Origin of the sequence: Brucella grignonensis (assembly GCF_002252505.1) — a bacterium.
Lineage (GTDB): Bacteria > Pseudomonadota > Alphaproteobacteria > Rhizobiales > Rhizobiaceae > Brucella > Brucella grignonensis.
Map to the genome: position 1 here is coordinate 51,828 of NZ_NNRL01000153.1, position 12,571 is coordinate 64,398.

The following is a 12,571-nucleotide window of genomic DNA, read 5'->3' on the forward strand; positions in this document are numbered from 1 at the left end:
CTTTGTCCGAAAACCGTTTCACACTTTTCGGGATGCGCTCTAGCTGCGAGATGTCGGTTTCGTGCCTTTCTCGCTGCTTATGCGCGCGATATCGCCGATAAAGTCACCAACACCGGGACGTTTTTCCGAATTGAATGGAAAGGGCCGCACGACATCCATCGCTGCAATGCCAATGCGAGCCGTCATCAGTCCATTGACGACACCCTCACCGAGTTTCGCAGAAAGGCGCGATGCCAGTCCATGGCCGATGAGCTGCTGAATGACACTGTCGCCCATGGCAATAGTTCCAGTCACGGCGAGATGTGCGACGACCCGACGGGCAAGTTTGATAAAACCTAGGGTGCCCGGGCGTCCACCGTAAAGCTGTGACAGCCGGCGGATCAGACGAGCGGATTCAAAAATCACATAGCCGATATCGACAAGCGCGCGCGGGCTAATCGCGGTTACGATGGAAACTCGCTTTGAAGCATTCAGGATTAATGCACGCGCTTCGCGATCAAGAGGGCGCAATATTTCAGTTTCAGCAAGGCGGATTAGATTGCGACCATCAATGATTTCATCAGTCAGGCCGTCAAGCATCTGTCGTCCACGTGCGGTTTCAGGCAGGTCTGCCGCTATTGTGCGAAGCGCGTCAACAGCCTTGCGTGCGGCAGCCATATCGTCACGTTCCGCCGCATCGGCGGCATCTTTGCGCAGGTGCTGCACTGATGCCAACCGTCGCAAAGCCAATAGTTCACGCACGATAATTGCAACGAATGAAGCAAGCGCAACTATGGCCACGCCAAGTGCTATCCAGCCAAGCCAATCGGCACGCGTGAAAAGCGCCCGAATGAGGTCTTCTGTCCAAATACCAATAGCAAATGAAACCAATATACCCAGAGCACCCAACAAGACCTTGCTCAAAGACCAGCGCCGCCGGGGTGGTGCATCAAATGACGGGTCCAAAACCTCCAGTTCAGCGGCTTCTTCGTCGCTCAAGGCAAAGACGTCAGTCTCTGGAACGACCTTATCCAGGTCTGTGACAGCACGCGGACGACGCGGTGCGTCTTGCGTCGCCTCAGATACTGAAACCGCTTCTGTTGGCTTCTTAACGGCAAAAGCTGCGGGTTTGCGTGGAGGCTGTTCACTCATGCCAGACGATCCCCGATTAGAAACTGGAGTGCACGATCAAGCCTGATGTGCGGCAATGAAAGCGTTAAACCTTCGGCCGTTCTCTCCAGACGTGGAGGTCGAAAACGGACGAAGCGAATGGCTGGTTCATCGCTCGAAAGTGAAGGTTCGAATATTACATTAGGATTTTTTGGTAAATCACCGGGAAATATAGCAGTTTCTGTTTCACCATCGAACACTTCTGCATCAATTCGTTCGCCTTTAAGCGGTGTTCCGATGATGACTGGCAGTGTGTCCTTGCCTTCTTTCACAGTTGCTTCACGTGTGGCACGAACAGCCGCCATAGCCAGCACGTCAATATCAGCACCTGAAAAATCAGCGCGTTCTATTGCGCGTTCAACAAGACGGCGAACAATCGCTTGCAATCTGTCATGGCTCTCGTGGTGAAGGTGATCAGCCTTGGTGGCTGCAACCAGAATACGGCCAATGCGACGCTGGATAAGACCGGTCAAAAGGTTGGCACGTCCGGGACGGAAGCAAGAGAGAATGTCGGTCAATGCACGTTCAAGATCGGCCACCACAGCACCACCTGCATTCATGGCTTGCATGGCATCAATCAGGATAATCTGGCGATCAAGCCGGGCGATGTGTTCCCGGAAGAACGGTTTGATCACATGCGTTTTGTAGGCTTCATAACGACGCTCCATCATCGCAGCCAGACTACCGGTTTTGAAGTCTTCCGGCTTCAGTCCGGGTAGCGGAGCAAAAGTAAGCGCTGGTGAACCTTCAAGATCACCCGGCATCAGAAAACGTCCCGGCGGCAGTGTTGAAAGAGCACGTTCGTCTGCTTTGCCGGCACGCAGATAAGCCGTGAAACTTCTCGCCAGTCGCTGAGCGGTCAATTCATCTGCACTATCGGATAGTGAAACGGTTTGTGCGTCGTGCAGCCACATCTGCGCGAGATCTACATGGGTTGGCTCATTGGCCAGAGCAAAGGAATCCGCACTGAACTCGCTATAGGTCTTTCCGAGCAAGGGGAGGTCGAGCAACCACTCACCAGGATAATCGACAATATCGACCGACAGTCGCCCCGGCGAAAGCCAGCGACCCCACGCCGATGCGGTCTCATATTCAATCGTGAGACGAAGTTGTGAGATAGCACGCGTCGAATCCGGCCAGATACGTTCGTCGAGCAAAGCCGAAAGATGTTCTTCATACTGAAAACGCGGAACAGCATCATCTGGCTGCGGTTCAAGCATGGAACGTGAAATGCGACCCGACTTGTAGGCTTCAAACAGGGGCAGGCGGCCACCATGCACCATATTGTGCACCAATGCGGTTATGAAAACCGTCTTACCAGCGCGAGAAAGACCAGTGACGCCAAGTCTCAACGATGGAGACATCAAACCCGTTGCTCGATCTGTCAGCGTATCGAGCGCAATCCTTGCTTCATCGCCGAAACTGGTCAGTTTTGCCAATTGTTCCCTCGTGAGAATTACATCTTGTCACAGCCATACATAGGAACTCGTGAGGCGTATCAACAAGGAAGCGTTGGATTCAATCGACAAGTCATTAACAGGGCAGAGGAAAACTCTTCAGAAAACCCTGCCCACGTGCAATCTCCGATAGCGGTCCATCAAAGGTGATTGTAGCGAGTGCTGCCGTCGGGAAGCCAGCTTCGAGCCTTGAAACACTTGCGTGCTCACCGTCGCCGCATAGGGCCAATGCAAGATCCTCGATACTTGGATTGTGACCGACCAGCATCAAATTCTCTGAACCCGCATTTTTCCTTATTGCCAGCATGTATTCACCGGCACCGCCACTATAGATCGTCTCATCGACGATCATTTCTGCATCTATTCCGAGCCGTTCAATCAAACCGGATGCAGTTTCGCGCGTGCGGCAGGAAGCAGAAAGCAAGACCTTGTCCGGAAAAAGCTTTGACGTCCTCATAGCTTCGGCCAACTGGTTCAACGAGGAAATACCTTCTTCGGCCAGCGGCCGGTCAAAGTCTTTCATCGCAGGCTTTGCCCATATTGCTTTCGCATGACGGAGGAGAAAAAGACGACTCATTGAGGGCTCCAGAGTGCATTTTGATGCGCTTGCAGCTCAATTCATGCCACATTTTCTGCGATATTGCTCCGTCTACATGCAGTTTCGGGCAATTTTCTGGTATGCCGCGTGAATATTCACAGATAGTTTTGCTGCATAATTGGGCATAATCTGAAGGATCGATTGTTCTTCATTCGTAATTATGTTTCTTAAGCAGGTGACTACCTAATAGCTTGAAGTCTTTTATAAAAAGCAAAATCGAATAAATTACTTTTTGAAATTTAATTGCTTATTTTTTCATCAAAATCATACAATTTTGATGAATTAAAAAGTAGTGAGACGTGTGTGTTTGATGTTGTGTCCTTGTTACTATGGACTTATATAACCGCTCGCGTCTCCTAGATGTGGGGTGATTCAGAATGAGTGAATTGATCGACCTTGACTATAGGCCCACTGAAGACGAGCCGTTCATGAATGAACGGCAGAAGTCTTACTTTCGTGCAAAACTTGTTGCATGGAGGAATGATATTCTGCGCGAAGCGCGCGAAACTCTCGAAGCGCTGCAGCAGGAAAATGCAAATCACCCGGACCTGGCGGATAGGGCATCCTCCGAAACGGACCGGGCAATTGAACTTCGCGCTCGTGACAGGCAGCGCAAACTGATTTCTAAAATCGATGCAGCTTTAAGCCGTATTGACGAGGGAACCTATGGTTTCTGTGAAGAAACCGGCGATCCAATCAGTTTGAAACGACTTGATGCACGACCAATCGCAACGCTTTCTATTGAAGCACAAGAGCGCCATGAGCGCCGCGAAAAGGTCTATCGCGACGATTGATCTTCATCAGGTTGAGTAGAAAATTCTTTAAAGGCTGCGTCTCACGCAGCCTTTTTTCTTTGTGCTCTAATCAGTCAAAAATCATGGGTATCAGCCTGTTCGACTGATACCCATGATTTTGGCCGTTGCTTTCAAGCCCGCTTTGAGCTGTAAAGATTACTTAACGGTTGCGGGTCTCATTCTTGGTAAGTTCACCGAGAAGCTTTTCCATTTCATCCTCGATACTGTCATCCGGCTTACCGCCGTTGGGGGAGATATCGAGCGAGCCGAGAAGCTCTTCTTCAAAAATATCCACTTCCAGCATCTCCGGTTCGCCACTGGCAGAACCCTTCGGGCTTTCTGTTTCAAGATCGGCCATGATGGCATCGTGAAAAGCGCCACCAAGATCGCCTAGATCATCATCAACGGCTTCCGGCTCCGGATTTGAAGGCGCTGAAATTTGCTCTGTCTTAGGAGCGACAGGTGTAAAATCTGGTGCTGATGAAGTCGTCACCGCCGGGCTTTGCAAAATGTCATCAACTTCAGGAACTGTTGTCTTTGCATCAGCTGAAACTTCGCGCTCTGGCGTCACACCACCAAGATCTGATGTTGCAACAGTTGCGGCAGCAACTACAGCGGCGCTTGCACCCAGGCCAGAGGTTGAACTGAGAACACCGCGCGAAACCTGGCTGAGAGGGTAGGCAGGATGCAGGCGTGGTGACTGTGGCTGTTCGGTTGGACGCTCAGCTGGAAGAACCGTACGTGGTTGTGGCGGATAGTTCGGAGCTGGGCGTGGCGGCTGTGGACGTGCTTGAACGGCGGGTGCCTCAACAGTTTTCGGCGCCTGAGGGGCAATTGGCGTTACGGGCGAGCGTGGAGGAGCACGAAACTGTGGCGTTTCAGGATTTACCTGCTGGGCTGGGGTTTCCCGAACCGGTTCGGATTTGCGCTGAACCGGCGTTTCGATCGGGGAATTGAGCTGAATGGCTTCGCCTTTTTCCGCTGCTTGCTGCGTGAGGGCCGGTCGCTCTGTCACCTCGGATGTGATGCTCGCCTCATGCTGACGAAAACGTTCGATATGTTCCGCTTCGATACGTACATTTTGCGTGCGCGAATTGGCCCGCGATTCCATGACGATATTCTGTTCAACAACAACGTCAGTAGGGCCACCGATAAGCAGCAGGTGTTCAACATCATCGCGGCGGATCAGAACCAGCTTGCGGCGGCTATCGACCGCTGCTGCATCCATAACCGAAAGTCGTGGCTGGCGTCCTGTTCGACCGTTCGTGGCAAAAGTGCCACCGCTGAAGCGACGAATGATACTCAGAACCACGAAAATTCCGCCTAAAATGATCGCAAAAATAAGGATGAAGCCGACAATATTTGCCGCGCTTTCTCCAACAAGACCGCTGAGCCAATCCTTCATGCGGGTAACCCTCTCATACTAAAACGAATAATGTCCGGTTGACGGAAACCACAAATTCCCCGCGCTTCAAATCAACGTGACAACTCATGTCCATAGAACACTAGTTCAATTTACCTTGCTTGGGAATGTTCCATCAATTTAGGAGAAACATATGATCCCCAGCCAAAACGGTGCAAAACACCTTAGTTGATGCTGTTTTGAGGTCGGCAAGCTTGTGCTACCGGGCAATTAACGCATTCTGCGAATCGTATATACCCTGCAATATGCGTCAAAATCTGGCACAAGACATGAAGCTGGAAAACGATGCAGGGAACGTGATTGGTTTTGCTTGATGAACAAGATAGCGCTTGAGCTGGAAGTAACAGCGAACGGACGTTTTTTCGTCCATGCAGTTCAGCCAAACAGCATGAAAGGGCAGTGGGCCTGATGTCGCGACAGACGGACAATAATTATCCGAAACCGCTCGTCATGCCGAAGCGTGGCTCAAGCTCTGCTCTAAGGCTCCTGATTATCGGCATCGTGCTGACAATGGCAGCGCTTGTCTATTTCCTGTTTCGCGACAAGCTCGGTGACGGATTTGCAATCGTCCTGATGGGCATATTGTCCATGATTGGCGTGTTCTATCTATTTGGCGCTGCCACAGGTCTGATCCAGTTCAGCCAGCGTCATGGCGGGCAGGATCTGGCTCATACCTTCATGGATACGCTGCCCGAAGGAACCGTAATTTCCGATTCCCGTGGCCAGATCGTTTACGCCAATAATTCCTATGCCGGGATGACCGGAGTCGCCACTGCCGACGGCGTGCGCTCGCTCGACAATATCCTCACGAATGAACCCGCTGCCTCGGATGCAATCTATCGCCTGACAAATGCTGTCCGCGATGGCCTCTCGGGGCAGGAAGAAGTACGCATTTCCGGTGGTCTTTCACGGGATGGCCATGGCTCTGCCGCACCAGTCTGGTATCGTATCAAGGCGCGTCCTGTCGATGGCGGACAGGACTTCAAGGGGCAGCTCGTTGCCTGGCAGATTGCCGACATTTCCGATGAGCGTGCCGAACAGGAGCGCTTTTTTCAGGAACTACAGGAAGCAATCAATCACCTTGACCATGCACCAGCCGGTTTTTTCTCAGCTGATCCGGCGGGGCGCATCATCTATTTAAATGCAACGCTCGCGGAATGGCTCGGCGTCGATCTCACGCAATTCACTCCGGGTTCGCTTACGCTCAACGATATTGTTGCGGGCAGTGGAATGGCGCTCATTAAGGCCGTCAAGGCAGAACCGGGGACCAGCCGCAACACAGTCATTGATCTTGATCTGATCAAGCGTAACGGCCAGAGTCTTGCTGTTCGCTTCTATCACCGCGTTCAGGCAGCGCGCGACGGAACACGCGGCACAAGCCGCACAATCGTGCTGGATCGCGCCGAGGGTGACGATTCATCGGCAGCATTGCGTTCTGCTGAAGTTCGGTTCACGCGCTTCTTCAATTCAGCACCTATGGCCATTGCAGCCGTGGATGCCGAAGGGCACACATTGCGCACCAATGCGCGCTTCCTCGATATTTTTGCGCCTGTCGTTGATCGTGATGCGGTCGATAATCGTGTGAAGCTCGAAAATGTCGTTCATGAACGTGACCGTGAAACCTTCAATAAGGCACTGGCTGCAGCATTTGCGGGGCAGGCCAGCATTTCGCCGGTCGATACTGTACTTCCGGGCAATGAAGAACGCCACATCCGCTTCTATCTGAGCGCTGTCACCGATCTGCGCGAAACCAGCGAAGAAGCTGCCATCATTTCTGCAGTGGAAACTACCGAGCAGAAAGCGCTCGAAAATCAGATGGCGCAAAGCCAGAAGATGCAGGCCGTCGGTCAGCTTGCTGGCGGTATCGCTCACGACTTCAACAACGTACTGACTGCAATCATCATGTCGTCGGACTTGCTGCTGAGCAATTACCGCGCGTCCGACCCGTCCTTCCCGGACATCATGAACATCAAGCAGAACGCAAATCGTGCGGCTTCTCTCGTTCGACAGCTTCTGGCATTCTCACGCCGTCAGACGCTCCGTCCGGAAGTTCTTGATCTGACGGATGTTCTGGCCGATCTGCGCATGCTTCTGGCACGCCTCGTCGGTAAGGATATCGGCCTCAAGATCGAGCATGGACGCGATGTATGGCCTGTTAAGGCCGATCTTGGCCAGTTCGAGCAGGTTGCCGTCAATCTGGCCGTAAACGCCCGTGACGCCATGCCAGAAGGCGGCGAGATCACGCTTCGCACGCGTAATGTCAAAGCGCACGAAGCAGCAAAGCTCAACTATCGTGATCTGCCTGAAGCGGACTATGTGGTGTTTGAAGTTGAAGACACTGGTACGGGCATCCCTGCCGATGTGCTGGAGAAAATCTTCGAGCCGTTCTTCACCACCAAGGAAGTAGGCAAGGGGACAGGTCTTGGTCTTTCGATGGTCTATGGCATCATCAAACAGACCGGCGGCTTCATCTATTGCGATTCCGAAGTCGGTAAAGGCACAACCTTCAAGATATTCCTGCCGCGTCATATCGAGGAACAAGGCACCGACAATGCGCCGGTCGCGGTCAAGGAGAAGAAGGTCGAAAAGGCAACAGACCTTTCAGGCTCCGCGACCGTTCTGCTCGTTGAGGACGAAGACGCGGTTCGTATGGGCGGTGTACGCGCGCTGCAGTCGCGTGGCTATACCGTGCACGAAGCAGCATCCGGTGTCGAAGCGCTTGAAGTCCTTGAAGAACTGAACGGTCAGGTCGATATCGTTGTCTCCGACGTTGTCATGCCTGAAATGGACGGCCCAACGCTTCTCCGTGAACTGCGCAAGACGCATCCTGACATCAAGTTCATCTTCGTATCCGGCTATGCAGAAGATGCATTTGCACGCAATCTACCAGCCGATGCTAAATTCGGCTTCTTGCCAAAACCATTCTCTCTCAAACAGTTAGCGACTTCTGTTAAAGAAATGCTAGAGAAAGAGGATTGATGCCAGTTCTCGGTGCGGCAAGCGATGCGTGAGCGCGTGATTTCGATTTTCGGCGGCGGACCCGCAGGGTTATTCGCCGCCGAACGCTTGTCTGCTCTTGGGCATTCCGTCACGGTTTATGAACAGATGCCAACCGTCGGGCGCAAGTTTTTGCTGGCAGGCAAATCGGGTCTCAACATCACCCATTCCGAAGAGTTCGCACAATTCGCGCAGCGCTATGGTGTGAGCAACGATCATCTGTTGCCAGCCTTGCAACAATTCACACCGCAGAATTTACGCGACTGGGCAGATGCGCTCGGAGCTGAAACCTTTGTCGGTTCATCCGGCCGCGTATTCCCGAAAACGATGAAGGCTTCGCCTTTGTTGCGCGCTTGGATACGTCGATTGGAAGCGCAAGGCGTCAAGATACTGACTCGTCACAAATGGATCGGCTTCAGCTCTGGCAGGCCACTGGTGCAAACGCCAAACGGAATTGAAGCGGTACTATGCGACGCCGCCCTTTTTGCCTTTGGTGGCGCAAGTTGGCCCAAGCTTGGTTCCAACGGTGCATGGAGCGAAATATTCGCAGAGCAAGATATCCAGATTGCACCGATGCGTCCGGCCAATTGCGGTTTCGATGTCAATTGGAGTGACATCTTTGCTCAGCGCTTTGCGGGCGATCCGGTCAAGTCGGTGACGATCACCAGCAAGGCAGGCGCAACGCAAGGTGAGTTTGTGATTACACGCGGTGGCGTAGAAGGCAGTCTCGTCTATGCGCATTCCGCCGCTCTGCGTGATGAACTAGAGCAAAAAGGGCAAGCCAATCTGGTTCTTGATCTGGCGCCGGGACGCACAATCGAACGATTGGCGCATGACCTATCACGACAAGATAAGAAGTTAAGTATCAGTAATATATTGCGAAAAGGCGCCGGTCTGACAGGTGTGAAAGCGGCGCTCGTCCTCGAATTTCAGCGTGAGAAAAACCCGACAAAACTCGCACAGACCATCAAGTCTCTCGCAATTCCACTTGTCCGTCCTCGACCGATTGAAGAAGCAATTTCTTCGGCAGGAGGCATAGAATGGAACGAACTCAATGAGCACTATATGCTCAAAAAACTGCCCGGTATATTCGTCGCGGGCGAGATGGTTGACTGGGAAGCGCCAACCGGCGGCTATCTCCTGACCGCATGTTTTGCAATGGGATTGGCGGCCGCAAACGGCATCGATAATTGGCTACGAAATAGGGGTTAGATTTCTCAATCATCCGCGATATGGGGGGAATATGAAACGCTTTTTGAAAGTTACCGGTTCTTTCGTCCTGCTGGCCATTCTTGGCGTCGTGTTATGGTTGGGTTTCAAACCACCGGAGCTTCTTAAAGTCGGTACGGGCTATGCCGCCAAAATTGTCTGCTCCAATGTCTTTCTGGCACATCGCGATGCTGAGGCCGTGCTTGCCGACGATGTGCAGGCACCGGGGCATCCACTGCTGAAATATCTCAACGTTTCCGTAAACGAGGCGCATCAGAGCGTTACCGTACATATCTTCGGCTTCTTTGCGCCGAGCAAAGCTGTTTATCGTCCGGGATTGGGCTGCGCCAATATTCATGACGAGGATTTACGTCCCGATCTGCAGATACCAGCAGATGCTGCAGCGCTTATATCCGACATCAGCATCAACCCCACAGTTCAGAACATCGTAGAAAATCCGGCACTAGCGGGGCCGGGAATGCGAGCAATCGCTGTTCTCAAGGATGGTAAAATTATTGCAGAGACTTATGGCGAGGGCTTCGATGCCAGCACGCCGTTACTTGGCTGGTCCATGACGAAATCGATTATGGCGACATTGATCGGTATGCGCATTGCAGAAGGCCGGATGGATCTAAAACGCGATCACTTGCTACCGGAATGGAACAGTGACGATCGTTCCAAAGTTACACTCGCTGACCTGATGGCCATGGAAAGCGGCCTCAAATTTGACGAAGATTATGGCAACGTCACGGACGTGACGCGCATGCTTTTCCTCGAGAACAATATGACTGGATTTGCCGCCTCTCTGCCGCTTGAAGCGCAGCCGGGCACAAAATTCAACTATTCGAGCGGCACGGCAAACATCCTGTCCAAGCTCTATATGGAAAGTTTCAACAGCCGCGGTGAAGCATTTACCTATGCGCAGAAAAAGCTCTTTGAGCCATTGGGCATCGCGAGCGCTACGTTGGAAGCGGATGCCAGCGGTATTTTTGTTGGCTCTTCTTACCTCTATGCAAATGCGCGCGACTGGCTTTATCTCGCACGATTTCTTCTTGACGATGGAAGGATTGGCGACAAACAACTGTTGCCGGCCGATTTCGTAAACTTCATGCGGCAACCGTCCAAAGCCTCACAGGGGCGTTACGGATCGGCGCAAGTATGGCTGCAAAGTGCAGGGGTGCATGTTGGCACAGAAGGCATCCCGGCAGATGCCTTCTGGATATCGGGTCATGACGGACAAAGCATTCTCATCGTTCCATCGATGCAGCTGGCAATTGTCCGTCTCGGCCTCACTCCGTCACGTACCGGATATAAGGTCCCGGAGCTTCAGGCGGCTGTGGTTAAAGCACTTCACTGATCCGGTTTCAGATCGGCGAGGTTGAGCTTGCGAAAGTCTCCGCCGCTCGGATTCTGGAATGGGTAGAGGCCAAACTCCGGCATGACTGCATAGAGGTGATCGAAAATATCGGACTGGATCTGCTCATAAGAAGCCCAGGCAGTTGTGTTCGTGAAACAGTAGATCTCTAGCGGCAAACCGTCCGGCGTCGGATCCATCTGGCGAACAATCAAAGTCATCCCTTTGTGAATGCCGGGATGACTGCGCAGATAGGTTTCAACATAGGCGCGGAATGTTCCGATATTGGTAAAGCGACGGGTATTGACCGGGTTCTTTGCCTTGTCGCCGAGCTTTGCATTCCAATCGGCGATTTCTTTTTCTTTCTTCGAAAGATAAGCTGTCAGCTGATCAATAGATGCAAGACTTTGAAGTTCTTCTTCGCTCAGAAAGCGGATTGTAGCCTGATCGATAAACAGAGCACGTTTGATGCGCCGTCCGCCTGACTGCTGCATCCCGCGATAGTTTTTCATCGGTTCAGTGATGAGCTTGCGGATTGGAACGGTGGTAATGGTATTGTCGAAATTCTGCACCTTCACCGTATAAAGCGCGATCTCAACCACATCGCCATTGGTATCGAGGTTTTTCATCTCGATCCAGTCGCCGACGCGCACCATGTTTGAGGAGGCGATTTGCATACTGGCTACGAGCGAAAGTAACGTATCCTGAAAAACCAGAATAAGCACTGCGGCCATAGCACCGACACCGGACAGAAGGATGATTGGAGACCGGTCCAGTAGTGTGGCAATTATAAGTACAATTGCCACGATATAGATCACGAGCTTACTGACCTGAATATAGCCCTTGATTGGGCGGTCTTTCGCTTCTTCACGGCGGCTATAAAGCGTATCCACGACGCTTAGAAATGCGCTCACGGTAAATGCCAGGGTCAGGATAATGAATGCCGTTGCAACATTACTGATGACCGTCAGTGCAGTTTGCGGCAACCCAGGTACAGCAGAGATGCCTGACGAAATAATCAAAGCCGGAACGACATTAGCCAGATGACCAACAATACCGTGCTTTTTTAGTTCCTCATCCTGACCAAAAGACGTCTTTCGAACGACTTTATTCAGAACTCTAAGCAATATCGCTTTAATGAGAAAATTGGCGACAAATGCTGCAAGAACAAGACCGCCAAGTGATGCAACCGTTTGCGCCCAAGGATGGGCAATAAAGAATTCTGACAATAGACTTTCCCGTATGGATTGTTTGGAATGATTGGGTGAATGTTTAACAGTGGTACGTGCATGAACCGCTGAAATCAACCGTTGCCATCATTTCAAATAAAAGCTCCGGCCAGAGATCATGATTTTTACCCATGAAGGAAACCAGAGACTTATAGTTACAGCACTGGCGTAGATGTTGCTAACGCGTCTGTCGGAGTTTCTTTCTATGCAAATTCTGAAATGCCTATAAACCGTACGCACGTCGTCGCAGGAATTATTATTCTAAGCTTACACGCTCGGTTACTTAATTTGAACGTGGAGATATGAATTGAAATCAAAGTTTTTATATATTTTATCAACAGCAGGACCTGAGTGAGAAACA

The 12,571-nt window shown here is 51.8% G+C and carries 9 protein-coding genes; 4 read left to right on the forward strand and 5 right to left on the reverse strand.

The window, feature by feature from the left end; all coding sequences use genetic code 11:
* Positions 1-39: 39 nt before the first annotated feature.
* From CEV33_RS06045 to CEV33_RS06055, 3 genes are all read right to left on the reverse strand, one after another.
* A complete protein-coding gene (locus CEV33_RS06045; protein ID WP_094539592.1) occupies positions 40-1,131 on the reverse strand; it encodes a YcjF family protein in 1,092 nt (363 codons plus the stop codon).
* Positions 1,128-2,588: a YcjX family GTP-binding protein gene (locus CEV33_RS06050; protein WP_094539593.1), complete on the reverse strand. Its 1,461-nt coding sequence runs from the start codon at positions 2,586-2,588 to the stop codon at positions 1,128-1,130. The genes CEV33_RS06045 and CEV33_RS06050 overlap by 4 nt, the downstream gene beginning before the upstream one ends.
* A 94-nt stretch (positions 2,589-2,682) precedes the next feature.
* On the reverse strand, positions 2,683-3,183 hold the full coding sequence (locus CEV33_RS06055) for a SixA phosphatase family protein (protein WP_094539594.1): 501 nt from the start codon (positions 3,181-3,183) through the stop codon (positions 2,683-2,685).
* 398 nt (positions 3,184-3,581) lie between these two features.
* On the opposite strand from CEV33_RS06055, the gene dksA reads away from it, so the two are divergent.
* Positions 3,582-3,998 (forward strand): RNA polymerase-binding protein DksA, encoded by a 417-nt coding sequence (gene dksA, locus CEV33_RS06060; protein ID WP_024898699.1) that lies wholly within the window; start codon positions 3,582-3,584, stop codon positions 3,996-3,998.
* 160 nt (positions 3,999-4,158) lie between these two features.
* Here the strand turns inward: dksA and CEV33_RS06065 are convergent, their stop codons facing one another.
* Positions 4,159-5,403 carry a flagellar biosynthetic protein FliO gene (locus tag CEV33_RS06065; RefSeq protein ID WP_094539595.1) on the reverse strand — a complete coding sequence of 415 codons (1,245 nt, stop codon included), beginning with the start codon at positions 5,401-5,403 and terminating at the stop codon, positions 4,159-4,161.
* A 426-nt stretch (positions 5,404-5,829) separates the two neighbouring features.
* On the opposite strand from CEV33_RS06065, the gene cckA reads away from it, so the two are divergent.
* The 3 genes from cckA to CEV33_RS06080 are packed head-to-tail and all read left to right on the forward strand — an operon-like array spanning position 5,830 to position 10,984.
* Positions 5,830-8,400, forward strand: a complete 2,571-nt coding sequence (cckA, locus tag CEV33_RS06070) for a cell cycle histidine kinase CckA (protein ID WP_094539596.1) — start codon at positions 5,830-5,832, stop codon at positions 8,398-8,400.
* Positions 8,401-8,424: 24 nt separating this feature from the next.
* Positions 8,425-9,630, forward strand: a complete 1,206-nt coding sequence (locus CEV33_RS06075; RefSeq protein ID WP_094539597.1) for a TIGR03862 family flavoprotein — start codon at positions 8,425-8,427, stop codon at positions 9,628-9,630.
* 31 nt (positions 9,631-9,661) lie between these two features.
* Entirely contained in the window at positions 9,662-10,984 is a 1,323-nt protein-coding gene (locus tag CEV33_RS06080; protein WP_094539598.1) for a serine hydrolase domain-containing protein, read from the forward strand.
* Here CEV33_RS06080 and CEV33_RS06085 read toward each other — a convergent pair.
* Complete coding sequence (locus CEV33_RS06085; RefSeq protein WP_094539599.1) at positions 10,978-12,210, reverse strand: mechanosensitive ion channel family protein; 1,233 nt, start codon at positions 12,208-12,210, stop codon at positions 10,978-10,980. The genes CEV33_RS06080 and CEV33_RS06085 overlap by 7 nt on opposite strands.
* Between the last annotated feature and the right edge of the window lie 361 nt (positions 12,211-12,571).